This window comes from Bacillus sp. FSL R10-2201 (genome assembly GCF_038008665.1).
Classification (GTDB): Bacteria; Bacillota; Bacilli; order Bacillales; family Bacillaceae_G; genus Bacillus_A; species Bacillus_A mycoides.
In genome coordinates, this window is sequence record NZ_JBBOZP010000001.1 from 1945773 (window position 1) to 1969289 (window position 23517).

26 protein-coding genes are annotated in these 23517 nt (G+C 34.4%); 18 read left to right on the plus strand and 8 right to left on the minus strand.

The genetic code is table 11. From position 1 onward, the window contains the following. Positions 1-176: 176 nt before the first annotated feature. The 3 genes from NSQ69_RS10115 (at position 177) to NSQ69_RS10125 (ending at position 3264) form a co-directional block, all read left to right on the plus strand. Positions 177-2159 (plus strand): methyl-accepting chemotaxis protein, encoded by a 1983-nt coding sequence (locus NSQ69_RS10115; RefSeq protein ID WP_002012412.1) that lies wholly within the window; start codon positions 177-179, stop codon positions 2157-2159. A gap of 164 nt (positions 2160-2323) precedes the next feature. After that, positions 2324-2629 carry a hypothetical protein gene (locus NSQ69_RS10120; RefSeq protein WP_002012413.1) on the plus strand — a complete coding sequence of 102 codons (306 nt, stop codon included), beginning with the start codon at positions 2324-2326 and terminating at the stop codon, positions 2627-2629. A 266-nt stretch (positions 2630-2895) separates the two neighbouring features. After that, positions 2896-3264 carry a DUF3979 family protein gene (locus NSQ69_RS10125; protein ID WP_002126974.1) on the plus strand — a complete coding sequence of 123 codons (369 nt, stop codon included), beginning with the start codon at positions 2896-2898 and terminating at the stop codon, positions 3262-3264. 33 nt (positions 3265-3297) lie between these two features. On the opposite strand, the gene NSQ69_RS10130 is transcribed toward NSQ69_RS10125, so the two are convergent. Then, complete coding sequence (locus NSQ69_RS10130) at positions 3298-4338, minus strand: YkvI family membrane protein (protein ID WP_341099210.1); 1041 nt, start codon at positions 4336-4338, stop codon at positions 3298-3300. Between the two features lie 235 nt (positions 4339-4573). Between NSQ69_RS10130 and NSQ69_RS10135 the strand changes: the two genes are divergently transcribed. From NSQ69_RS10135 to NSQ69_RS10145, 3 genes are all read left to right on the plus strand, one after another. Further along, a complete protein-coding gene (locus tag NSQ69_RS10135; RefSeq protein ID WP_002012416.1) occupies positions 4574-5017 on the plus strand; it encodes a Dps family protein in 444 nt (147 codons plus the stop codon). A 108-nt stretch (positions 5018-5125) separates the two neighbouring features. Beyond that, entirely contained in the window at positions 5126-5590 is a 465-nt protein-coding gene (locus NSQ69_RS10140; RefSeq protein WP_002012417.1) for a DUF3939 domain-containing protein, read from the plus strand. Positions 5591-5847: 257 nt separating this feature from the next. Then, positions 5848-6789 (plus strand): alpha/beta hydrolase, encoded by a 942-nt coding sequence (locus tag NSQ69_RS10145; RefSeq protein ID WP_341099211.1) that lies wholly within the window; start codon positions 5848-5850, stop codon positions 6787-6789. Positions 6790-6841: 52 nt separating this feature from the next. On the opposite strand, the gene NSQ69_RS10150 is transcribed toward NSQ69_RS10145, so the two are convergent. After that, a complete protein-coding gene (locus NSQ69_RS10150) occupies positions 6842-7843 on the minus strand; it encodes an LLM class flavin-dependent oxidoreductase (protein ID WP_002012419.1) in 1002 nt (333 codons plus the stop codon). Between the two features lie 104 nt (positions 7844-7947). Further along, positions 7948-8139, minus strand: coding sequence for a DUF3896 family protein (locus NSQ69_RS10155; protein ID WP_002012420.1), 192 nt, complete (start codon positions 8137-8139; stop codon positions 7948-7950). Positions 8140-8326: 187 nt separating this feature from the next. Between NSQ69_RS10155 and NSQ69_RS10160 the strand changes: the two genes are divergently transcribed. Both NSQ69_RS10160 and NSQ69_RS10165 read left to right on the plus strand, forming a co-directional pair. Further along, complete coding sequence (locus NSQ69_RS10160) at positions 8327-9799, plus strand: flavin monoamine oxidase family protein (RefSeq protein WP_002141392.1); 1473 nt, start codon at positions 8327-8329, stop codon at positions 9797-9799. A 75-nt stretch (positions 9800-9874) separates the two neighbouring features. Continuing rightward, positions 9875-10459 carry a GNAT family N-acetyltransferase gene (locus NSQ69_RS10165; protein WP_002126982.1) on the plus strand — a complete coding sequence of 195 codons (585 nt, stop codon included), beginning with the start codon at positions 9875-9877 and terminating at the stop codon, positions 10457-10459. A gap of 24 nt (positions 10460-10483) precedes the next feature. Here the strand turns inward: NSQ69_RS10165 and NSQ69_RS10170 are convergent, their stop codons facing one another. Further along, positions 10484-11386, minus strand: coding sequence for an aldo/keto reductase (locus NSQ69_RS10170; RefSeq protein WP_002064972.1), 903 nt, complete (start codon positions 11384-11386; stop codon positions 10484-10486). Between the two features lie 165 nt (positions 11387-11551). On the opposite strand from NSQ69_RS10170, the gene NSQ69_RS10175 reads away from it, so the two are divergent. Next, complete coding sequence (locus NSQ69_RS10175; protein WP_003188771.1) at positions 11552-12502, plus strand: CobW family GTP-binding protein; 951 nt, start codon at positions 11552-11554, stop codon at positions 12500-12502. Positions 12503-12638: 136 nt separating this feature from the next. Here NSQ69_RS10175 and NSQ69_RS10180 read toward each other — a convergent pair whose 3' ends face one another. Further along, on the minus strand, positions 12639-13109 hold the full coding sequence (locus NSQ69_RS10180; protein WP_003188773.1) for a GNAT family N-acetyltransferase: 471 nt from the start codon (positions 13107-13109) through the stop codon (positions 12639-12641). Between the two features lie 138 nt (positions 13110-13247). Beyond that, entirely contained in the window at positions 13248-14198 is a 951-nt protein-coding gene (locus tag NSQ69_RS10185; protein ID WP_002126988.1) for a metal ABC transporter substrate-binding protein, read from the minus strand. A gap of 197 nt (positions 14199-14395) precedes the next feature. Between NSQ69_RS10185 and NSQ69_RS10190 the strand changes: the two genes are divergently transcribed. Then, positions 14396-14620, plus strand: coding sequence for a hypothetical protein (locus NSQ69_RS10190; RefSeq protein WP_002012427.1), 225 nt, complete (start codon positions 14396-14398; stop codon positions 14618-14620). 116 nt (positions 14621-14736) lie between these two features. Then, complete coding sequence (locus NSQ69_RS10195; protein WP_002031464.1) at positions 14737-15396, plus strand: oxidoreductase; 660 nt, start codon at positions 14737-14739, stop codon at positions 15394-15396. Positions 15397-15425: 29 nt separating this feature from the next. Here the strand turns inward: NSQ69_RS10195 and namA are convergent, their stop codons facing one another. After that, the gene (gene namA / locus NSQ69_RS10200; RefSeq protein ID WP_002126989.1) at positions 15426-16463 is read right to left on the minus strand and encodes an NADPH dehydrogenase NamA; all 1038 of its coding nucleotides are present in this window, start codon (positions 16461-16463) and stop codon (positions 15426-15428) included. Positions 16464-16597: 134 nt separating this feature from the next. Between namA and NSQ69_RS10205 the strand changes: the two genes are divergently transcribed. The 6 genes from NSQ69_RS10205 to NSQ69_RS10230 all read left to right on the plus strand — a co-directional run bounded on the left by NSQ69_RS10205 (position 16598) and on the right by NSQ69_RS10230 (position 21611). Then, the gene (locus NSQ69_RS10205; protein ID WP_002186074.1) at positions 16598-17056 is read left to right on the plus strand and encodes a methylated-DNA--[protein]-cysteine S-methyltransferase; all 459 of its coding nucleotides are present in this window, start codon (positions 16598-16600) and stop codon (positions 17054-17056) included. A 165-nt stretch (positions 17057-17221) separates the two neighbouring features. Next, the gene (locus NSQ69_RS10210; RefSeq protein ID WP_078422358.1) at positions 17222-18220 is read left to right on the plus strand and encodes a DUF2628 domain-containing protein; all 999 of its coding nucleotides are present in this window, start codon (positions 17222-17224) and stop codon (positions 18218-18220) included. Between the two features lie 71 nt (positions 18221-18291). After that, positions 18292-19953 carry a peptide ABC transporter substrate-binding protein gene (locus NSQ69_RS10215; RefSeq protein WP_002126994.1) on the plus strand — a complete coding sequence of 554 codons (1662 nt, stop codon included), beginning with the start codon at positions 18292-18294 and terminating at the stop codon, positions 19951-19953. A gap of 58 nt (positions 19954-20011) precedes the next feature. After that, positions 20012-20428, plus strand: coding sequence for a FosBx1 family fosfomycin resistance bacillithiol transferase (gene fosB / locus NSQ69_RS10220; RefSeq protein ID WP_033730260.1), 417 nt, complete (start codon positions 20012-20014; stop codon positions 20426-20428). 12 nt (positions 20429-20440) lie between these two features. Next, positions 20441-20986, plus strand: a complete 546-nt coding sequence (locus NSQ69_RS10225; protein ID WP_002031473.1) for a short-chain dehydrogenase — start codon at positions 20441-20443, stop codon at positions 20984-20986. 13 nt (positions 20987-20999) lie between these two features. Beyond that, positions 21000-21611, plus strand: a complete 612-nt coding sequence (locus tag NSQ69_RS10230; protein ID WP_002012438.1) for a phosphoserine phosphatase 1 — start codon at positions 21000-21002, stop codon at positions 21609-21611. Positions 21612-21657: 46 nt separating this feature from the next. Here NSQ69_RS10230 and exsB read toward each other — a convergent pair whose 3' ends face one another. Then, positions 21658-22248 carry an exosporium protein ExsB gene (exsB, locus tag NSQ69_RS10235; protein WP_002126997.1) on the minus strand — a complete coding sequence of 197 codons (591 nt, stop codon included), beginning with the start codon at positions 22246-22248 and terminating at the stop codon, positions 21658-21660. 181 nt (positions 22249-22429) lie between these two features. Between exsB and cotH the strand changes: the two genes are divergently transcribed. Further along, complete coding sequence (gene cotH, locus NSQ69_RS10240) at positions 22430-23506, plus strand: spore coat protein CotH (protein ID WP_050000246.1); 1077 nt, start codon at positions 22430-22432, stop codon at positions 23504-23506. Positions 23507-23517 lie beyond the last annotated feature (11 nt).

Consider the following 23517-nt stretch of genomic DNA (forward strand, 5'->3'; position numbering starts at 1 on the left):
ATTTGTAAATTTTATAATAATATTATTCATATATATAGACAAAGGGAGAATATTTGTTTAAACTTTACAAGGTGTTTATCAAAAACGAATTGTAAAAATAGAGGATAGGGAATGGGATATATTCATAATTGGTTATTTATCTTTAAAACTTAATATTAAAATGTAGGAGGTTTATAATGAGTAAACTGTTAAGGTGGTTTCGAGATATAAAAGTAGCAAAAAAGCTATTAATTTCATTTTTGATAATTTTAATTGCGGCTGTCTCTATTATTGGAGGAATGTCTTATCAAACGGCTAAAAAGAATTTTGAATCACAAATTACGAGTAGTGCTCACGATAATATAAAAATATTAGATAATCTAATCAATCAAATGATTGAGGCGAAATTTAACGAAGTAAATAACTTTGCACGAGTGATTCATAGTGATATGTATCAAGGAGATAATCAAGATGAATTAAGAAAGGTATTATCTCAATATATTAATTTAAATAAAGATATTGAACAAGTATATGTTGCCGGCAATGATAAGAAGTTTGTGCAAGAACCAAATATACAAATGGCAGCAGATTATGATCCAACAACTCGTTCTTGGTATAAAGATGCAGTGAGTAAACAAGGTGGAATCGTGGTCACTGAACCGTATAAGGCGAAAGGAAATGGACATATTGTCGTAACGATTGCGAAACAAACAGAAGATAAAAATGGTGTTGTTGCGGTAGATTTAAGTTTAGAGAATTTATTGAAAACAACAAAGTTAATCAATATTGGTAAAAAAGGATATACTTTCATTTTAGATGGAAAACAAAAAATAATTGCGCATCCTCAAGAAAAACCAGGAGATAAAGCAGCTGATTCTTGGGCAAAGAGAATTTACGAAGATAATCAAGGCACTTTTTCATACACGTATGATGGTAGTGAAAAGAAAATGGTATTTGCTACAAACTTAAAAACAGGTTGGAAAATCGGTGGAACGATGTACTCAAATGAAGTAATTGAAGCTGCTCAGCCTGTATTTTATAATATGTTAATTGTTATGCTTATTTCATTAGTTGTAGGAGGGGCACTTATTTATTTCGTAACTCTTTCTATTACAAAACCTTTAAAGAGATTAGTTGCCACTTCTAAAGAAATAAGTGAAGGAGATTTAACGCAAACAATTGAAATTCATTCAAACGATGAAATCGGTCAACTTGCAAAAGGTTTTAATGAAATGACAGATTCACTAAGAACGTTAATTGGAAGAATTAATACTTCAGCAGGGCATGTTGCAGCTGCATCTGAAGAGTTAACAGCAAGTGTGAGACAAGCGAGTGAAGCGACTGAACAAATTACATCAGCAATGGATGAAATATCAAGTGGTGCAACGACGCAAACAGCAAGCGTAGAAAATGGTGCTATGTTACTGTTTGATGTAACAGAAGGGATTCAGCATGTAGCAAATAGCTCATCATCTATTAATACTGCTTCTGCTCACACTCGCGAAAAAGCAGAAGATGGTGGAAAGCTAGTTGGAAAAACAGTAAATCAAATGCAATCTATTGCGGAATCTGTTTCACAGTCAGATGCTGTTATTCAGTTGTTGAATAACAAATCAAAGCAAATTGGTGATATTTTAGAAGTTATTCAAAATATTGCAGATCAGACAAATCTTCTAGCTTTAAATGCAGCAATTGAGGCTGCAAGAGCTGGTGAGCATGGAAGAGGCTTTGCAATTGTTGCTGATGAAGTACGAAAATTAGCAGAACAATCTAGTGTATCATCAAGTGAAATTAGTAAATTAATTTGTGAAATACAAGATGATATGAGTAAGACAGTAAAATCTATGAATAATGTAAATGAAGAAGTGCAATCTGGACTTGTTATCGCAAATGAAACAAAACAAAATTTCACTGAAATTTTACAATCTACAAATGAAATTGCTGACCAAATTAAAACGATGGTTGAAACAGCTAATGGGATGTCAAAAGGTGCAAATGAAGTATCTATTTCGGTTGGTCAAATTGCTATGACGGCACAAAATAATGCGACGAGTACACAAAGTGTTGCAGCGTCAGCTGAGGAGCAGTTAGCTTCTATGGAAGAAATTGGTTCTGCGGCTGGTACACTATCTCAAATGGCTGAAGAGTTACAAGTATTAATTGAAAGATTTAAAGTATAAAAAGGGGAGGCTGTCTCAAAATAGCATTAGTGCTATTAGAGACAGTCTTTTAGCTGATAAACGGATTAGAGGTTCAATGTATTTAATGTTTGTCGAAAAATAGAGGAATTTGTTAAGCGGGTGTATAATTAATATAATATAGACTACGTTTAAAGGAGATCAGTATGGGAGTGTATTGGGGAACGAAAAGACATTCTTGGCTTAGCTATGTCTCGTTTTGGTTAAGCATTTTATTCTTTGTTGCTTTTTTAATTGAAGTGTTTGTATTTAAAACACTTTCAAATAGCTCATTACAAATCGTTAAATACTTTTATTTTATATTTGTTCCATTAAATATCATTCTTAGTTTAAGGTTATTATTTAAGAAGAATGAAAAGAAAATATTACCGATTTTTAGTTTAATTGTATCACTATTATTTGCAAGTTTAATTATAGTGTTAGCATTAGCAGCTACAGGAAAAGTCTTATGAGGAGAGTGATATAAATTACTCTTCTTTTTTGTGGTTTTTTAAGAGTTATAAGTAGTGTGTAGGAAATAAGGAAAGTGATAAGTTATCAGTAAGAGGACGTATTAGTGAATAGAGAGTGAACTGAAAATACTATATGTTTTGTATGTGTTTATAAAGCAAATGAATGCAGTAAGATTCGTGATATATGGTACAATAAACATGGATAGTGATAGAGATAAAGGGTATATAAAATACTCATCGTTTTTTAGTAAGAGAGGGGTTATCTTATGCTATACGAGGATTTGATGACATTATTCCAAGCTGCTCCGATAAAATTAGATAGAGGCGGCTGGAAATATATAATCCAGGAACAAAATGATAATTATGAAATTGTTGATGAAATGTTAAAAAAGCAAATGAATGTTGAATTGTATTTTAATGAGTATGATGAGGTGAAAATCACTTTATATAAAGATGGAAGCCCTATTACTACTATGCAAAGAATTGCTATTTCAAAAGTTGAGTTGGATGAAGAGGAAGACGGCATTCAATTCGTATTGGAACGCATGCCAAGTCGAATGATTCGTTTGCAATTAAAGCCATATCTTGCAGTAGAAATGGGGCCGTACTGGGAAGTATGTGAAGACTGTGAATGAAGATGAAAAACATCCGTATACACGGATGTTTTTTTATGTTTTTTGAAGTTGTTTAAAGGCAATAATCGGTAGTAAAATGATGCTCACCCAACCGATAATAGGGTATAGAATATGAAGTAATTCACTATATCCAATGAAACTAAAGCAATAACTAATTAGTAATATGAAGTAAATAATGTTATTACTTTTCCATTCGGTAATGGATTGCATTTGTTTTGTCATCCCGAACACATTACCAACTAAAGTTGTGAACACTTCACCGAAAATAATAAGAACAAAGAAAAAGTGAAAAGTTGCATTAAATCTTCTTATGACTTCAGCCATTGGGATATTGTATTGATAAAATTGGTCGACTGATAAGATAGCTAAATGGCTGCATAATAAAATTAAAGAAAGTCCTGCACCACCTAAAATTCCACCCCACAAAATGGCTTTTCGATCTTTTACTTCACTGGCTAACGGGACGAGAACGCTTTGGGCGAGCGAAAGATTTAAAGCGACATATGTAATAGGGCTAGTAATCCACTTCATATTCCAGCTCTCTGCAGGAATAGTATTACTAATAGGTGTTGTACTATGGAAAAAGGTTGTAATAGCGAGTCCGATAATAAAGATCATCATAATAGGTACGACAAGCGTATTTACTTCAAAAACACCTTGTAATCCCCGGCTCCCAATAATGAGACAGGCGATGACCGTGATGAAAATACCAAGTTGTCTCGGGAGGCGGAGTTGTTCTTCAAATACTGCACCGGCTCCTGATAACATAACGCTCGTTACACCAAATAATACGAGTAATAGTAATGTGTTTACGACATTTCCAAATACATCCCCAAATAAATATTTGTTGAATTCTTGAGCTGAGAATGCCCCTATTTGTGATGAAAGTAACATCATCTTTGTGCCGAGCCAAATAAAAAAAAATCCACTTATACATATGCCAATGGTTCCGTAAAATCCGTTAACTGTAAAAAATTCAACAATTTCGCGCCCAGTAGCAAATCCAGCTCCAACGACAGTTCCGATATAAGTAGCAGCGACTTTCTTTGCTACTTGCCATTGTTGATTGTCCATGTTATCCCTCTTTCTTCTATGATGAGCTTGACTTACTATTATGCATATGTGTGAGCTTGGACAATTAGACATGTGAAGTAGTTGAAAGAATACATGAATTATATGATATTAGGGAAATATTAAGGTTGTTAAAACTTTGTTACATATAAGCTGTTCATTCAAAAGAATAGGGAATGTATGGTAAAATGAAGTTAGGTCATTAAAAGATAGTAACATGATAAGAGGAGTGGATTGTATGAGTACGAAAACGAATGTTGTTGAAGTATTAAACAAGCAGGTAGCAAACTGGAATGTATTATATGTCAAACTGCATAATTATCATTGGTATGTGACAGGACCGCACTTCTTTACATTACATGAGAAATTTGAAGAGTTTTATAATGAAGCAGGAACATACATTGATGAGTTAGCAGAGCGTATTTTAGCGTTAGAAGGAAAACCGTTAGCGACAATGAAAGAGTATTTAGCAACTTCAACTGTAATCGAAGGGACAAGCAAAGAGTCTGCAGAAGAAATGGTGCAAATTTTAGTAAACGATTTTTCTGCACTTATTCAAGAATTAAAAGAAGGTATGGAAGTAGCTGATGAAGCTGATGATGAAACATCGGCTGATATGCTATTAGCAATTCATACGACATTAGAACAACACGTATGGATGTTAAGTGCATTCTTAAAATAAACATAAATGGATTAAAGAAAAACTCTGTTGAAAAATTCTTTCAATAGAGTTTTTTATAATTTTTCAGTTTTCTTTTATGCTATAATATAGTAAAAAGGAGGCGATACAATGTTTCGCTTTTTCAGAACTGGAAAAGAAGATAGGGAAATTACGAAAGATGAATTAGAACAAGCGATGGCGAAGTTTCTAGAAACGAATGCTAATATCGTTTATACAGTTTTAGTAAATGATGATTACACAGTAAATTATGATTTGTTAAAGCCCTATTTACCTGCATTTCCAACAAATTTTTTTCTGATAACGAAGGAAACGCTTGAAGTATTTGAACATACAGAAGAAAATTTAAACCTAGTTAAAGAAATTGATATCGTACAAAAGGCCGTAGATCAATATGTAACAGAAAAAGAAATGTTCCCAATTGTTGAAGATAGCGAAGATCGCCTCATATGCAGAGTGAAGCTAGGACCATATTTAAATCGTATATTAAAAAGAAACTTATATATTTCAGAAAAGCATTATTTAGTTTCAAGTAAACCAGATAAGAAAAAAAAGAATAGTGGGCAGATGTTATGAGAACAACAACAATAATATTATTGTTGTCTTTTTTTTATTAAAATATTGATTTTTCAGTTTATTTAACTTTATACTACAACTAGTGGATAGGAAGGAGTGGTGTATTATGCGTATACATACATTAACTATTAAATATCATTCTGAGAATCAGGTATTATTAAGTTGAATTGTAGAATTTAACTACTTATACCGTGACCCTAGAATGATAGGAAGATTGGAGAAGCAATTATTATAAAAGGTTACGGGGGAATTCCTATATGGAAAATAATATGACTTATATTAAGTTATTAAATGAAACGTTACATTGTTATGCAAATAAAGGAAGTTTTGAAGCGTATTCTTATATAATGAATAATGCTAAAGATGTAATGGGTAATGAAGTACAAATATATAATTTTAAATATGCATTAGCAAGTGCAGCAGGACTTGAAGAAGAAGCGTTGCATTTAATGAAGAAAGCAATTATAGAAAATGGATTTTGGTACGGAAGTGAGTATTTAATTTCCGATGATGATTTAAAACCACTACATAAATTTGAAGAGTTTCATAGAATGGTTCAATTATGTAAAGAAAGAGAAGAATTAGCAAAAAAATCGGAACAAGCAGACGTGAAATATAAATACAGCAAACAAACTGAAAATCTACTAATAACACTACATGGGGATCAAGAAAATATACAAATAATAGAACCATATTGGAACTCTGTAATGGAACAAGGTTTTATGCTAGCATTGCCTCAATCTTCCCAAATTCAATTTTCAGATGGATATGTGTGGGATAATATCGAAAGAGGAAGAGATGAGTTAAAAGGACATTACAATAAGATTAAAGTGAATAAAACATTTGGGAATATTATTATTGGTGGCTTTTCTGCTGGGGCAAGAGTAGCGTTACATTCCATGTTACAAGGTGAAATAGAAGTGAACGGTTTTATTTTTGTGGCACCGTGGCTTCCGGAAATGGAAGAATGGGAAGAGATGATTGGAATATTGCATGATAAAAGCATAAAAGGATATATAATATGTGGGGATCAAGATGAAGATTGTTTTGAAGGTACACAGCAATTTGTAACGTTATTAAAGGATAAAAATATAGAACATAAGTATAAAGTTGTGCCTAACTTAAATCATGATTATCCTCATAATTTTGATGAGTTATTAAAAGAAGCTATTGAATATATAGGAAGCAAAAACAATTGATTGGTAGTAAGAAAAGGAGATGCATCATATGTGATGCATCTCCTTTTCGTTATTATAAATTAAAAGCATCTGCCAATAGGCGATAAGAGTTTAATTTATGTTCAAATTGATGAGTAATCGTGACAATCATAAATTCGTCAGTATTATACGCTTTGCTTAAGTTTAATATTTTTTCTTTCACAGAAGACGGATCACCGACAATCATACGTTGACGATTTTCTTTTATGCGGAATAGATCATAAGCACTATACGAATAATTTTGAGCAGTTTCAATAGAAGGAGTACCAGTAGTCCGTTTTCCTTGTTCTAATAGTAAAATCGATAAATCAAGGCTTGATGCAATCTTCTCCGCTTCTTCATTTGTTTCTCCGCAAATAACAAAAATAGATACGATTGATTTTGGTTTATCACCTAAATAGGAAGGTTGGAATTGTTCTTGGTAAGCCTTCATTACTTCAGGGCCACCGTATCCGTTAATGAACTGTGCAAATGCAAAAGAAGCGCCTTGCTTTGCCGCAATCATTGCACTTTCTCCGCTAGAACCGAGCATCCACATTTCAGGAGATGTTGGGATAACTGGAGTAGCCTTTAAGTTTGCATAATGATGGTTTTCTGGTACTTGATCATGTAAGTACATAGCAACATCTGCAATTTGTTCTGGATATTGATCAAGTGAGACCATTTTACCTTCTTGAAGTGCGCGAGTTGCTATCGGCATACCACCAGGCGCTCTCCCGACACCAAGGTCGATGCGGCCCTTATAAAGTGCTTCTAAAACGCGGAAATTCTCGGCAACTTTATATGGACTATAATGTGGCAGCATAACACCACCAGAACCAACTCTAATACGGTCAGTTTTCGCGGCAATATGTGAAATGAGTATTTCTGGACTTGAACCAGCTAAGCTAACTGAATTATGGTGCTCGGATACCCAAAAACGTGTGAATCCGAGTTTCTCAACTTCTTGTGCAAGCGTAACTGTATGCGAAATAGCTTGGGCTGCTGTGCTACCATCTGAAATAGGTGATTGGTCTAATACACTTAATTTGATCATAGAATATACCTCTCAATCTTAATGTACATCCTATTATATATTTACTTACGAAAAATGCGTAATGAAATGCTCAAAAGGAAAAGTGAATAATTTTTTATCCGCTTTTAATGAGAAAACCCTCGTTCATAATGATTCATTTCGACTAAGTTTAATATATATTCGTAGTTATCAATTTCTAAATGTATTTGCTTGCGTTCTTCTTCAGTTAGTTTAACGCTAGTGAGTTTTTTACATAACTGTTGTTTCTTTAATTCTAAATGTTTTTTTGTAGCCTGATAATCGTAAGTACGTTTCATGTGTATCCACCCTTTCCATACAGTTACTATCTGTATGTTTATCATATGAAGCATGTGGAAGGGGGAGAGCTGCACCTTATGTATTTTTAGTGAATTTTCAAATTGTGGTGGTGTTATGTTTAAGTGAATTTATGAATAAAATGCACTAAACCACTAATTTGTATTTCATGAAGTAAGGGGTGGGATTGTGCAGAAAGATATAATGTTTAACAATGAGATGGATGAAACGTTAAAAGTTATAAATAAGGGATTGAAGAAGACGACACGTCCGAAACAAATCATTGTAGTAGGGGCTGGTATGGCTGGATTAGTTTCGGCATCTTTATTAAAAGCAGCAGGGCATGAAGTGAAGGTTTTTGAAGCGAACAACCGTGTAGGTGGCCGCATAGAGACAGTTAGGATGGAAGATACCGGATTATATTTAGATGTTGGAGCGATGAGAATTCCGTATTCGCATACATTAACGATGGCATATATAAGAAAGTTTGGGCTACAGGTGAGCCCTTTTATTAATAGGAATGAGACAGATATTATATACGTAAATGGTCGGAAAACGACATTAAAACAATACGAAAAAGATCCAAGTATTTTAAGATATCCTGTGGAAATGAATGAAGTTGGGAAAACGTCTGAGGAACTATTAATGTTAGCGGTACAGCCCATTATAAATTTTATAAAAAAGAACCCAGAGAAAAATTGGGATATTGTAGTAAAGGATTTTGGGAAATATTCTACAGGTCAATTTTTAAAATATCATCCTTATCAATATAATACGTATTTTTCGCCAGTAACGATTGAGATGATAGGTGTTCTATTAGATTTAGAAGGTTTTTTAGAAAGGTCATTCGTTGAGACGTTACGTTTTTTATATATTATGCAAGAGGAGAGCGGATTTTGCGAAATAATAGGTGGGAATGATAGATTACCAAAGTCTTTTTTACCACAATTAGAAGGAAATATTATATATAATCAAAAATTAATGAAGCTTCATCAACAAGCCAATAGTGTAACAGCCTATTACCGGAACGAGGAAACTTTTGAATATAGTAGTATTACAGGGGATTTAGTTATTGTTACAATTCCTTTTTCAACAATGCGATTTGTAGAAGTAGATCCATTTGATTCGATATCTCATGCGAAGTGGAAAACAATTCGCGAATTGCATTATATGCCAGCTACAAAAATAGGAATTCAATTTAAAAGTCGTTTTTGGGAGGAACAAGGGCAATTAGGTGGGAGAATTATAACAGATCTTCCTATACGTTATGCGTATTATCCAAGCCATGGAATCGGAGAGAAAGGGCCTGCTATGATGTTAGGAAGCTATACATGGTCTTATGATGCGTTGTTATGGGATGGGTTATCAAAGGGGGATCGTATCTATTACACACTACAAAATTTAGCAACAATATTAGGTGGTCAAGTATATGATGAGTTCATGTCTGGAATATCAAAGAGTTGGACATTAGATCCATATGCGCTTGGAGGGTTTGCACTATTTCAAGCTGGCCAAGAATCAGAATTACAGCCAGTCATTGTAAAACCTGAGGGGAGAATATATTTTGCTGGTGATCATACAACGCTGTATCACGGATGGATTCAAGGTGCGATTGAATCTGGAGTTCGTGTAGCGATGGAAGTGAATGATCAAAAAGTTTAAAATTCAGAAATTTCTTTACTGTATAACTTGAGATGGATATTATTATATATAAAAGAATTATAGGGAGTGTTTACAGTGAATCCGTTATTATTCGATTTTCCTTCTGAATTTTATACTGACAGGCTTTTTATTCGAATGCCAAAACCAGGTGATGGTAAAGTTGTATATGACGCAATTCAAGCTTCAATACAAGAATTAAAACCTTGGATGGTCTTTGCACAAAAAGAGCAAACAGAGGAAGAAATAGAAGAGAGTATTAGAAAATCGCATATTCAATTTTTGCAGCGTGAGGATTTGAGATTACTAGTTTTTTCGAACGAAACAGGTGAATTTATTGCATCTGCCGGATTACATCGTATTAATTGGGATATACCTCAATTTGAAATCGGGTATTGGATTGATTCAAGGTTTAGTGGAAAGGGCTATATGGTAGAGGCTGCAAAAGGTATAACAGATTATGCTTTCACTGAATTGAAAGCAAACCGCGTAGAAATTCGTTGTGATTCTCTAAATAAGAAGAGTAGAGCGATACCAGAGAAATTAGGCTTTAAATTAGAGGGTACTTTAGAAAGCGCGAGTGTTGCGGTGGATGGAAATGGATTAAGGGATATGTGTGTATTTGCAATGACGAGAAATACATATGAAAAAGAAGAGCTGTAAAGAAACAGCTCTTCTTTTTGTTTATTATGGTACAGGATGTCCATTAGAGCTTTCGAAAATTGTAAACCATTGTTGGCGGTCTAAGTTAACTTTTGTAGCAAGAGCGGCTGTTTTCACACGATCTAATTTACCAGAGCCAACGATTGGCATCATGTTAGCTGGATGAGCGAGTAACCATGCATACATAACAGTATCGATGCTAGTAACACCTAGTTCAGTAGCAACTTTTTGTAAAGTTTCACGTACACGTATGGCACGTTCTGATTGACCAGTAAAGATTTCACCACCAGCAAGAGGTGACCAAATCATTGGATTAATTCGTTTTTCTTGGCATAAATCAATCGTACCTTTTTCAAAATGCTCAAGCTGCATCGCAGATACTTCAATTTGATTTGTAATGAGCGGGAAATCTAAATACGAACTTAACATATTAAATTGTGAAGGTAAAAAGTTAGATACACCGAAGTGACGAACCTTTCCTTCTTGCTTTAAGCGTGAGAACGCTTCTGCCACTTCATTTGGGTCCGTGAATGGATCAGGACGATGAATGAGCAATACATCAATATAATCTGTATGTAAGTTTTGTAATGAATCCTCCGCGCTTTTTATTATATGTTCAGCACTCGTATTGTAGTGAGCAACATATCGCTCTGGAAATTTAGGGGATGGGGGAGCGATTCCACATTTAGTGATGATTTGCATATTTTCGCGTAAGGAAGGCTTTAGTTGTAACGCTTCTCCAAACAATCCTTCACATGTATATCCGCCATAAATATCAGCGTGATCGAAAGTAGTAATCCCCAAATCCATACAGTCTTCAATAAAAGAAAGTAACTCTTGCTTTGTCATATTCCATTCTGCTAAACGCCAGAACCCTTGAATAATACGAGAAAATTCTAGTGTTTCGGCCATTTGAACTCGTTCCATTATAAGTACCCCCTTGATGAATGATAATATTTTTGAAAAGGCTTTCTTGCTACATATTATTATATAGTTACCCGGTTGTACATACAATAAATATGTTTTGCTACAAAAACGTTTTTCTCTATATGCTATAATGTAGAAACATATAGCTATAAGGAGATGTAAGGAATGATTCCAGTAACAATACTAACTGGTTTTCTTGGATCAGGGAAAACGACATTATTAAATCGAATTTTATCAGAGGATCACGGCAAGAAATTAGCAGTGATTGTAAATGAAATAGGGCAAATTGGTATCGATAATCAATTAATTATGAACGTTGAAGAAGAAATTATGGAAATGACAAACGGTTGTTTATGCTGTACTGTGCGTGAAGATTTACTTGTTGCTTTAAAACAATTACTGGATGTGAAAGCAGAAGGGAAAATGGACTTTGATGGATTAGTAATTGAAACAACAGGTCTTGCAAATCCAGGTCCGATTATTCAAACTTTCTTTTTAGATCCAGTTATTCAATCTGCATACCAAATTAACGGTGTTGTAACAGTTGTAGATAGCTATCATATACATAAACATTTTGAAAAGGGACTAGAAGCAAAAGAACAAATTGCCTTTGCTGATGTTGTGTTAGTAAATAAATTAGATTTAATTGAAGAAAATGAGAAAGAAAGTCTCGTACATGAACTGCAAGGCATTAATCCAACTGCAAAATTAATCGAGACGACTAACTGTGAGGTAGATATACCATCGTTACTACAAATTCAAACGTTTAAAACGAAAGATACGTTACAAATTTACCCTCATAAAGAACATAACCATTTAGAAGGTGTAAAATCGTTTGTACTACGTGAAGAGCGTCCGTTAGATTTACAAAAACTGAATGAGTGGATGTCAGCTGTCGTGCAAGAGCTAGGGGAGTATTTATATCGTTACAAAGGGATATTATCTATTGACGGAGTAGATAAAAGAATTGTTTTCCAAGGTGTACATACATTGTTTGCTGCTTCGTACGATAGAGAGTGGCAAGAGGGCGAAGAGCGGGTAAGCGAAGTAGTGTTCATCGGAAAAGATATTAATAAAGAATGGTTCCAAGAACATTTTGAAGAATGTGTGAAATAAGTCTGCGTAAATCGCAGGCTTATTTTTTATGAGCATATTAATGAGATAATACTAGATTACAAAAATGAAGTAATAAGGGAACGAAACTAAAAATAGAAAACATAACATTGATAAATGCATAATAAAAAGCCTGTTTTCACAGACTTGTATTGTCATCTATAAGTAATTCCATTACAACACCTACAACTGGACCTTCGTCATCAATATCCCCATTTAAACGGAAGCCAAATGACTCATATAGTCCCATTGCGTGTTTGTTGTCAGGATGTAAACTTAAATAAATTATTTTACATTCGAATTTTTGTTGCAAGAATTGAATTAGTAAGCGAAGGAAACGTTTTGCGTATCCTTTTCCTTGAAATTGTTGGTCAATCATAAAACGATCTAACCATACACTTTCATGTTTTTGGGAATACCAACCGTACATTGCGTATCCAACGAGTGTTTCTTTGTCATATAAGCCTACTGACGTTCCGTTTTCTTCATATAATGATTCCGCTAAAGAAAACGCATTGCTTTCAATAAACTGCTGCTGGTCTTTTGCTACGTCTAAAGCAGCAACTGAACGCCAATTATTTGCTGTTACTTCACAAATGTGAAGATTCATAGTTCCAACTCACCTTCTAAATTTGTATAGCTTACAAGCTAATATGGATAATTCTACTTGTTATTTCGATCAAGTCAAGGATAAATACATAAAAAGGCAGCTGAATGACATATTCAGCTGCCTAGAAAATATAGTTGATTAGTTTGTTGCTTCTTTTAAAGTATTTACGTTTTCTTCCATTAATGTGAAGTAATCTTTATTGTTCTTTGCATCATCCTCAGAAATAGTAGCAAGGTGATTTAAGCGTAAAATTTTTGTACCTGTTTCTTTTTGAATAACTGATGCTACTTTTGGAGTAGAGAATGTTTCAAATAAAATATATTGTAGACCGTGCTCTTTTACTGTTTTTGTAATGTCAGCAAGCTGTTTTTGAGATGGTTCATCAGATGCTGAAATTCCAGCGATTGGAATTTGTTTCAAACCGTATCGTTGTTCCCAGTAGCCGTAAGCTGCGTGTGAAACTAATATTTCTTTCGTTTTTGCATTTGCAACAACTGCTTTAAATTGATCATCTAAATCAGTGAATTTTGTTTGTAGTGCTGCAAAGTTTTTTTCGAACTCTTTTTTATGTTCAGGCTGTAATTCTACAAGTGCATTTTTAATTTTTTCTGCTTGTTTCATCGCAAGAGTAGGATCTATCCAAACGTGTGGGTCTTTATCGTGATGATGTTCATCTTCTTTATGACCGTCTCCATGATCGTGCTGCTCTTCTTCAGATGAAGCACGAAGTTCGATATCTTTAGATGCATTTACAATTTTTACGTTTTCTTTTTTTAATGATTTTTCCATTTTTTCGGCAAATGGTTCTAATTCTGCGCCGTTATAAACAAATAAATCGGCTTTCGCCACTTGTACAGTCTGCTTTTGACTTGGTTCAAATGTATGAGAATCCGCACCAGGTGGGTAAATTGTTTCTACATTTACATAATCACCACCGATTTTTTTTGCAAAGTCAGCGAGTGGGAAAATGGTTGTATAAACAGAAAGTTTCCCATCTTTTTTCGCTGCACCTTCTTTGTTGTTAGAACATCCAGCAAAGATGAGTGTGAAAATAAGTATAAATGAAAATAGAGCTAATTTTTTAGGCATATAATTCTCCTCTTTTCTTTTTTACAATTATATTTTCTCCAAATATAAGAAGAAAATATCGTTTTAATACAAAACGGAATAATTACGTTTTAGTTTGCGAACCTAGTATAATACATCTTTATGAAAGTTGCAATAAATAATAATCATTACGATTTGATTTTGTAATAAATCTGTCAAAAAGAAAGGTATTAATTTTTATGATTGGTGCATATGTGACAATGTTACTTTCATATATTGGGAGGGAGCAGAAAAAAGGGGATGAGCGCTTGGGTTACTTCATGGAAGCTATCTTATTAATACTTGCGGTTGTTTTGCCATTATCTTTTGTTTTAATTTTTTTAAGAAGACTAATAAGTAATTTAGGGGATGCTACAACAATTACAAAATTGCCAGCGGAAGAAAAAGAAGAGAAAAAAGAGTAAGTAAAGCACTATGCATACGCATAGTGCTTTACTTATGGTAAAATGGGAGAACGGAAACTCCTGTTAGCGACGATTAGCTATAGGAGAGAATAGTAAATAAAGAGGTATACACATATATGAATAAGCGAACAGCGTTAGTACTTGGCGCAAGTGGGTTAGTTGGACAAGAAATAACGCGACTATTACTTGACTCAGATTACTACGATTCGGTTACTATTTTTGTAAGGGAACCATTACAATTACAGCATGAGAAATTGCAACAGAAACAGGTGGATTTTTCAGTATTAGAGGAATACAAAGAATTTTTTGCAGTAGATGATGTTTTTAGTTGCTTAGGAACAACGATAAAAAAAGCGAAGTCGAAGTCGAATTTTAAAAAAGTAGATTATGAATATACATTACGAGCTGCCTGCTTAGCTGAAAAACAAGGCGTGCAAAATTTTCTTGTTATTTCATCAATGGGAGCAAAACCTAAATCATTTTTCTTTTACTCGCAAGTGAAGGGGAAAATGGAAGAGGAGCTGAAAAAGCTAGTTATTGGTGGCATACATATTTTCAGGCCGTCATTATTAGTTGGAAATCGACAAGAATATCGTTTTGGGGAAAGAATGGCTGAGAAATTATCTCGTATTCTTCCGTTTATATTTAAAGGGGCTTTTAAAAAGTATAAACCAATTTCAGCTAAAGATGTGGCGAAAGGAATGTATATAACAGCGCTACGTGAAGAATCTGGTATTCATATTTATAGTTCAAACGATATTATAGAAATAAAATAAGTAAAACCGAGAAGAATAATTTCTCGGTTTTATTTATTAGTTTTAATTTTCCCGGGTGCTCGTCGGTACTGATATGGTTCTTTTAATTCAAAGCCAAGTTCATTGGCAGCTATTCTTGGGAAGTATGGATTACGAAGTAACTCGCGTCCGATAAAAATTAAATCTGCTTCGTTATTATTTAAAATTTGCTCTGCTTGTGATCCGGTTGTAATTAATCCTACCGCACCAGTCGCGATGTCAACATGCTCCTTAATATGTTTAGCATATTGTACTTGGTAACCAGGATACACATCAATATGTGCGGGTACAACAGCACCAGAACTACAATCGATTAAATCTACCCCTTGTTCTTTCATCCATCCTGTATACTGCACATAATCTTGAACCGTTAACCCGTCAGGATGATAATCATTTGCTGAAATACGAACAAATAACGGTCCGTTCCAAACTTCATTTACAGCATCGATGATTTCGCGTAAGAAACGATAGCGATTTTCAGGTGAGCCCCCGTATTCATCAGTCCGCTTATTGGAAAGCGGAGAAAGAAATTCATTAATAAGATAACCGTGAGCACCATGTAATTCAATAACGTCAACCCCCGCTCGTTTAGAGCGTAAAGCTGCTTTTTGAAAAGCAGAAACAGTTTCTTTAATCTGCTGTTTATTCATTTCTACTGGTATTTTCATTCTATCGTTAAACGGAATTGCTGAGGGAGCGAAAGCATCTGTTTCTAATTCAGCCTTTCTTCCGGCGTGAGCGAGTTGAATGGCTGCTTTTGCACCGTTATTATGTATAAATGTTGTCGTTTTATGTAAGCCTTCAATTAGATTATCATCCCAAATGCCTAAGTCTTTGTTAGAAATTCGTCCTTCAGGTAACACAGCTGTTGCTTCAATCATAACTAAACCTACTTGGCCAGCAGCCCTGGTTCCATAATGGACGAGATGAAAATTAGTTACTTGGCCATCCTCATTTTCTGATGAATACATGCACATAGGTGACATAATGATACGGTTTTTTAGCGTAACGTCCTTAATTGTATAAGGTGAAAAGAGTTGAAACTCCATCAAATATCCCCCCTTGATTGAATTTTCTTACATTGTATCATCCTCTTTTTTGTTTCCCTAATAAAACGCTTATACGAAAAATTTCGTCTATTCGTGTTACAATAAATAATATGTAATGAATTGGAGGATGACATATGTACCAGGCTTATTATGATAGTGAATTAGGTTTGTTAGAAATTACAGCGAACGAAGAAGGAATTACGTCTGTTATATTTGTTGAAGAAAGAAAAGAAGAACATAAAAATGAATTTGTTGAACAATGTATAAATGAATTAGATGAATACTTTGAAGGAAAAAGAAAAGAGTTTACAGTTCCATTGTCTGCTGAAGGAACACCATTCCAAAAGAATGTATGGGATGCACTTTACACTGTTCCGTATGGCGTAAGTGCTTCATATTTAGATATTGCGGAGAAGGTTGGGAATACGAAAGCTGTACGAGCGATAGGAGGGGCAAATAGCCGAAATCCAATTTCAATTATCGTTCCATGCCATCGTGTAATAGGAAAGAGTGGAAAACTTGTTGGGTATGCGGGTGGTTTATGGAGGAAAGAGTGGTTATTGAAACATGAAGGTATTTTAAATAAATCGTAAGAAACAACCTTTGGAACGAGGGAGTTAGCTCGGATTTCCTAAGACAAATGCGTTAGCTATCAAAAGTAACGATGAACCGAGAAGCCCCCACTTCGGGGTAAGCTCGTAAGAGATACTAAGTGGTGGGTAGTTCACAATGAAGTATGGATGGAAAGAGGGATTGTTTTGAAATGTATAAATTGTGGGCGACCTTGTATTAATGATCAGTTGAATTGTGCAAATTGTCAACGGAACTTGCATAATAAACAAGGTGAAGAAAGCTCGCTAATAGACAAAGAATTAGAAGTATATGTAGGGAGACAATATCCATATTACAAAAGAAAATGGGAGCTTGAGAATAAGCGAATTGCTAGGTGGAGCTGGAATGGTTTGGCTGCTATTTTCAATGTAGGTTGGCTTGGATATCGTAAGTATTATTTACCTGCTGCTTTATTTATACTGTTATTAGTAGCATGTGATGCATTTTCTTATTATATGGGGTTCAACGTAGCATTGCCAATCATTAATATGGTGCCTCTCACGTTTTTATTACTCGTTTTCATTCTATTTGGGATGGGGATTTTTGCAAATGGATTATTTTATCAATTTGCAGAAAGGCGTATATATCGAATAAAAGCACGGGGAATTAAAGATGAATCGGTTGAAAATTATCTCATCCGTGATAGTGGTGGAACGAGTAAAATGGGAGCAACAATCGTTACTATTTTAGCAGTTGCTAGTATTTTGTTTAGTCATTTCTTTTTCCCAACTGATCGGGATATTATTCAAAAAGTTCGTACAAGCTCGCTTTATGAATATCCAGTCTTTTCAATTGGTGAATCGTTCGAAAATTATTTTCAAAATTCAGGATGGATATACTATCGGGGAACGGAAGGATTAGAATTAGTAGAATTTCAGGGGGAGAGTCCTGAGATGCCAAGGAAAAAGGTGACAATTCAATTTATTGTTGATTATAAATTGGGAGAAGTGGAACCATATTCACTTACGATTAACGGTGAATCTAAAAATGAAGAAGAGTTTTTGAAGATAATGGAGGAAATATTTAAAGTTCAAAATCCATTTGATATAGAGGATGGCTTACAAGTAAATGCTATTCAACAAAGCGGAGGGAAAGCAATTTCTGACCGCTTTTTTTCTTTTTATGAAAATAAATATTTAAAATAATCAGAATTTTTTGTATAATAAAATATATTATACAAGTTTTAACTTATACATATAGATTGGGGGAAGGAAGAATGAAGAGAAAGGTAACAACGATTGCTGCAGTTGCATTATCGGCTAGTGTACTGGTTGCGGGATGTGGGAATGGGGAGAAGGCTTCGACAACGAAGAAAGAATCAAGTAAGGGAATGGCAGATAAACAAGTTTTAAATTTGCTAGAAACAGCTGAAATTCCTTCAATGGATACATCTAAATCAACAGATTCTGTATCTTTCCGTGTATTTGTAAATGCAATGGAAGGATTATATCGTCTAGATAAAGATAATAAACCAACTCCAGGTATGGCCAAAGACGTGAAGATTAGTGAAGATAAAAAGACATATACATTTGAATTACGTGATGCAAAATGGTCAAATGGTGATCCAGTTCGAGCACAAGATTTTGTATATGCATGGCAACGTACATTAGATAAAGCAATAGCAGCAGAATATGCATTTATTTTATTTGATGTGAAAAATGCACAGAAAGTAAATAAAGGAGAAGTACCGTCGGATCAATTAGGTGTTAAAGCGAAGGATGATAAAACGTTGGTAGTAGAATTAGAGCAACCAGCACCTTATTTCCTTGAGCTTACTTCGTTCCCTACATTCTTCCCATTAAATGAAAAGTATGTAAAAGGACAAGGGGATAAATACGGATTAGAAGCAGATAAATTATTGTACAATGGACCATTTACAATGAGTGAATGGAAACATGAACAAAGTTACCAGTTAAAGAAAAACCCAAATTATTGGGATAAAGATGCTGTAAAATTACAAGAAATTAATGTGGGTATAGTAAAAGAGACAAGTACTGGGGTAAATTTATATGATAGTGATCAAGCAGACCGTGTCATTTTAAGTTCTGAGTTTGTAGACAAATATAAAAAGAATAAACCAGATGAATTTAAAACGAAGCTAGACCCACGTATGTATTTCCTACGTTTTAATCAAAAAAATGCAACGTTTAAAAATCAAAAGGTTCGTGAGGCGATTGATTTAGCGTACGATAAAAAAGGAATTGCGGATGTAATTTTGAATGATGGATCATTGCCAGCGTATTTCTTAGTACCTGAAAAGTTTACGACAGGACCAGATGGAAAAGACTTCCGTACTGTAAATAAAAATTTCCGTGACAGTAAAGATAATGCTGCGAAAGCAAAAAAACTGTGGGAAGAAGCGAAGAAAGAACTTGGTCAAGATACAATTACAGTAGAATTACTAAATGATGATAACGGTAGTCGTAAAAAAGTGGGCGACTTTATTAAAGAAGAATTAGAGAAAAACTTACCTGGTATTAAAGTGAATTTGAAGCAACAACCATATAAGCAGAAGCTAGATTTAGAAAAGAAATTTGAATATGAATTCTCATTATCTGCATGGAGTCCAGATTATCCAGACCCAATGACATATATTGATATGTTCGTTACTGGAAGCTCATTTAATGAAATGGATTATTCAAATCCGAAGTACGATGATTTAGTAGCAAAATCAAAAGGAGAACTACTAAAAGATGACGCAGCACGCTGGAAAGCACTTGCAGAAGCTGAAAAAATCTTAATTGGTCAAGATGCTGCAATCTCTCCTACGTACCAACAAAGTACAGCTTACTTAGAGAAGACGTATGTAAATGGTATTGCTAACCATACGTTCGGTGGCGACTTTAGTTATAAATGGGCATATATTACAAAGAAATAGTATAATAAAAGATGAGTGAATTTTCGCTCATCTTTTATTTGTATAGGAGGAATTAGAGTTGTTAAAGGGAATCAATCATCTTTGTTTTTCAGTGTCCAATTTAGAAAACTCTATTACATTTTACGAGAAAGTATTGGAAGGAGAATTATTAGTCAAGGGGAGAAAACTTGCATATTTTAATATATGTGGAGTATGGATAGCGCTTAATGAAGAAACACATATTCCGAGAAAGGAGATTCATCAATCTTATACGCACCTCGCATTTTCTGTTGAACAAAAAGATTTTGAACGCCTGTTACATCGGTTAGAAGAAAATAATGTTCATATTTTACAAGGAAGAGAACGTAATGTGAGAGATTGTAGGTCTATATATTTTGTTGATCCTGACGGTCACAAGTTCGAGTTTCATTCAGGGACACTGCAAGACCGTCTAAATTATTATAGGGAAGAAAAACCTCATATGACATTTTACTAAGGGGGGAAGAAGTTGCATGCGCTTGTAATTGGTGGAACAGGAATGTTAAAGAAAGTTTCTATGTGGCTTTGTGATCAAGGATTTCGTGTGTCTGTTATTGGACGAGATGAAGTGAAATTAGAAAATGTTAAGCAAGCTAGTTCGGCACCAGAAAATATTACATGTCTTCCTTTAGATTACCAAAATGACGATGGTCTAAAGCGATCTATTACAAATACAATTGAACAGAATGGTCCAATTACATTAGTAGTTGCATGGGTACATTCGAGTGCTAAGCATGCATTACGACTCATTTGTAATGAAGTTGAATTGTCATCGGAAAAGTATAGTTTATTTCATATATTAGGTAGTAGTGCATCGCGTACGAAGTCACAAAAAATAGGTGGGACATTATGTAGTTATTATAGAATTATATTAGGGTTTATTTTAGAAGATACATATGCAAGATGGCTTACTCATGAAGAGATTGCTGACGGAGTTATAAAAGGAATTGAAAGTAAATGCACAGAATGGATTGTAGGGAGAGTAGAGCCGTGGGAATCGCGGCCAAAATGGTAAGGGGGCATGTGAAATGAAGACAACGGTATATGTAACAAGGCACGGTGAAACAGAATGGAATGTAGCAGGGCGGATGCAAGGACGGAAAAATTCAGCATTAACAGAGAATGGTATGATACAAGCGAAACAATTAGGGGAGCGTATGAAGGATTTACCACTCCATGCCATATATAGTAGTCCAAGCGAAAGAACGCTTCATACTGCTGAATTGATTAAAGGGGAACGCGATCTTCCAATTATAGAAGATGAACGTTTCTATGAAATAAACATGGGGATATGGGAAGGGCAAACAATTGCTGACTTGGAAATGCAATATCCAGAAGAAGTACATTTATTTTGGAATGAACCACATCTTTTTCAGTCAACATCAGGGGAAAACTTTGCGGCCGTTCATAAAAGAGTAATTGAAGGGATACACTTTCTTTTAGAAAAGCATAAAGGAGAAAATATTTTAATAGTTACTCATGCTGCAGCAGCGAAATTACTCGTAGGGCATTTTGCAGGTTTTGAAATTGAACATGTATGGGAAGAGCCATTTATGCATAGCGCGAGTCTTAGTGTGATTGAATTTGATGAAAACCGTGGTAAAGTAAAACAATTTGCAGATATAAGTCATTTTCAGTAAACGTAAAAAAGGCCGCAATGCGGCCTTTTTTGGTGGACATAAAAAACTAGCAATTACGTTTTTTATACCAGAAGTGATCGAATTTCTTATTCTTGCAAGAAGAAGACTTGTGTCTGCTATCTTTGCAATCGTCCCATTTGTGCCCATCATCATGACAGTCCTTACCATGATCCCACGAATCATCACAAGAACCATGATGGCTATGAGGGAAAAATACACATTTTTTACAGAAACATCGTTTTGTCCAGAAACATTTCTTTTCAAAGCGAACGCATTTTGTAACGAAAGTACATTTTTTCACGCGAGTACGTTTTGTAACTATAACGCATTCTTTTCTGCGAGTAACCTTTGTAACGAAAGTCCATTTTTGAACGCGTACACGAGTACATTTTGTAACAAAAGTCCATTTTTTTACATGAGTACATTTTGTAACGAAAGTACAATGTTTCACGCGAGTACATCTTGTTCTTGGACATTTACGCCCTGTTGTACATTTACGCCCTGTTGTACATTTACACCCTGTTGTACATTTATGATGATCATCATCGCAATCAAAAGTACTTGGATCTTGGTGTAAGAAATCCTCCATCCCAGCACTTTTGATTTCTTCAACAGCTTTTCTAATGTCACGTTTCATAGAAATCCTCCTTATCGTGTATTAAATTGAACAAGTATTCTTTTTCCTTAACATGATATGAGATTAGGTTTCTTTCTGAACAAGACAAGAGTGTAATTTTATATAAATAGATGATAGCGGATGTATGGACAAGACAAGGCGCATACATTGAATGAAGAGAATAGAGAAGGGATGAGAATATATGCTACCTTCATATGAATTTTTTATTCATCCAATGTACTTAGTGGAAATGAAAAAAGACATTTGGTCAGATAGTCCAGTGCCAGCAAAGTTAACATATGGAAAAAAGAAGTATGATATTGATATCGTTTATCGGGGTGCTCATATTCGTGAGTTTGAGAAAAAGTCATATCATGTTCAGTTTTATAAACCGAAAAAATTTCTAGGTGTGAAGGAATTTCATTTAAACTCTGAATTTATGGATCCATCCCTTATTCGTAACAAATTATCATTAGACTTTTTTAATGATATTGGGGTACTTTCACCGAAGTCACAGCATGTGTTTATAAAAATAAATGGTCAAACCCAAGGTGTATATTTACAGTTAGAATCGGTTGATGAAAACTTTTTAAAAAGTAGAGGGTTGCCGAGTGGTTCTATTTATTATGCGATAGATGATGACGCAAATTTTTCTCTAATGAGCGAGAGAGATAAAGATGTTAAAACTGAGCTTTTTGCAGGGTATGAATTTAAATGTTCGAATGAAAATAGTGAAGAGCAACTTAGTGAATTCGTTTTTCAAGCAAATACACTATCGAGGGATGAGTATGAAAAAGGGATCGGAAAATACCTTAATGTTGATAAATATTTACGTTGGTTAGCGGGAGTTATTTTGACTCAAAACTTTGATGGTTTTGTTCATAACTATGCACTGTATCATAATGATGAAACAAATTTATTTGAAGTGATACCGTGGGATTACGATGCGACTTGGGGGCGGGATGTACAAGGGAGACCGCTTAATCATGAGTACATTCGGATTCAAGGGTATAATACGTTAAGTGCAAGATTGTTAGATATACCTGTTTTTAGAAAACAATATCGAAGTATTTTGGAAGAAATATTAGAAGAACAATTTACCGTTTCGTTTATGATGCCGAAAGTAGAAGGTTTGTGTGAATCGATTCGTCCATATTTACTACAAGATCCATATATGAAAGGAAAATTAGAAACATTTGATCAAGAAGCTGATATGATTGATGAATATATAAATAAAAGAAGGAAGTATATACAAGACCACTTACATGAATTGGATTAATTTTGAAAGAG

Excerpts from the sequence above, each read along its gene's own strand:
- NSQ69_RS10120 (WP_002012413.1), top strand. The coding sequence starts at position 2,324 with ATGGGAGTGTATTGGGGAACGAAAAGACATTCTTGGCTTAGCTATGTC.
- NSQ69_RS10140 (WP_002012417.1), top strand. The coding sequence starts at position 5,126 with ATGTTTCGCTTTTTCAGAACTGGAAAAGAAGATAGGGAAATTACGAAA.
- NSQ69_RS10185 (WP_002126988.1), bottom strand. The coding sequence starts at position 14,198 with ATGCCTAAAAAATTAGCTCTATTTTCATTTATACTTATTTTCACACTC.
- NSQ69_RS10155 (WP_002012420.1), bottom strand. The coding sequence starts at position 8,139 with ATGAAACGTACTTACGATTATCAGGCTACAAAAAAACATTTAGAATTA.
- NSQ69_RS10150 (WP_002012419.1), bottom strand. The coding sequence starts at position 7,843 with ATGATCAAATTAAGTGTATTAGACCAATCACCTATTTCAGATGGTAGC.
- NSQ69_RS10145 (WP_341099211.1), top strand. The coding sequence starts at position 5,848 with ATGGAAAATAATATGACTTATATTAAGTTATTAAATGAAACGTTACAT.
- NSQ69_RS10180 (WP_003188773.1), bottom strand. The coding sequence starts at position 13,109 with ATGAATCTTCACATTTGTGAAGTAACAGCAAATAATTGGCGTTCAGTT.
- NSQ69_RS10115 (WP_002012412.1), top strand. The coding sequence starts at position 177 with ATGAGTAAACTGTTAAGGTGGTTTCGAGATATAAAAGTAGCAAAAAAG.
- NSQ69_RS10215 (WP_002126994.1), top strand. The coding sequence starts at position 18,292 with ATGAAGAGAAAGGTAACAACGATTGCTGCAGTTGCATTATCGGCTAGT.
- NSQ69_RS10190 (WP_002012427.1), top strand. The coding sequence starts at position 14,396 with ATGATTGGTGCATATGTGACAATGTTACTTTCATATATTGGGAGGGAG.
- NSQ69_RS10230 (WP_002012438.1), top strand. The coding sequence starts at position 21,000 with ATGAAGACAACGGTATATGTAACAAGGCACGGTGAAACAGAATGGAAT.
- NSQ69_RS10175 (WP_003188771.1), top strand. The coding sequence starts at position 11,552 with ATGATTCCAGTAACAATACTAACTGGTTTTCTTGGATCAGGGAAAACG.
- NSQ69_RS10205 (WP_002186074.1), top strand. The coding sequence starts at position 16,598 with ATGTACCAGGCTTATTATGATAGTGAATTAGGTTTGTTAGAAATTACA.
- NSQ69_RS10170 (WP_002064972.1), bottom strand. The coding sequence starts at position 11,386 with ATGGAACGAGTTCAAATGGCCGAAACACTAGAATTTTCTCGTATTATT.
- NSQ69_RS10135 (WP_002012416.1), top strand. The coding sequence starts at position 4,574 with ATGAGTACGAAAACGAATGTTGTTGAAGTATTAAACAAGCAGGTAGCA.
- exsB (WP_002126997.1), bottom strand. The coding sequence starts at position 22,248 with ATGAAACGTGACATTAGAAAAGCTGTTGAAGAAATCAAAAGTGCTGGG.
- NSQ69_RS10195 (WP_002031464.1), top strand. The coding sequence starts at position 14,737 with ATGAATAAGCGAACAGCGTTAGTACTTGGCGCAAGTGGGTTAGTTGGA.
- cotH (WP_050000246.1), top strand. The coding sequence starts at position 22,430 with ATGCTACCTTCATATGAATTTTTTATTCATCCAATGTACTTAGTGGAA.
- NSQ69_RS10125 (WP_002126974.1), top strand. The coding sequence starts at position 2,896 with ATGCTATACGAGGATTTGATGACATTATTCCAAGCTGCTCCGATAAAA.
- NSQ69_RS10130 (WP_341099210.1), bottom strand. The coding sequence starts at position 4,338 with ATGGACAATCAACAATGGCAAGTAGCAAAGAAAGTCGCTGCTACTTAT.
- namA (WP_002126989.1), bottom strand. The coding sequence starts at position 16,463 with ATGGAGTTTCAACTCTTTTCACCTTATACAATTAAGGACGTTACGCTA.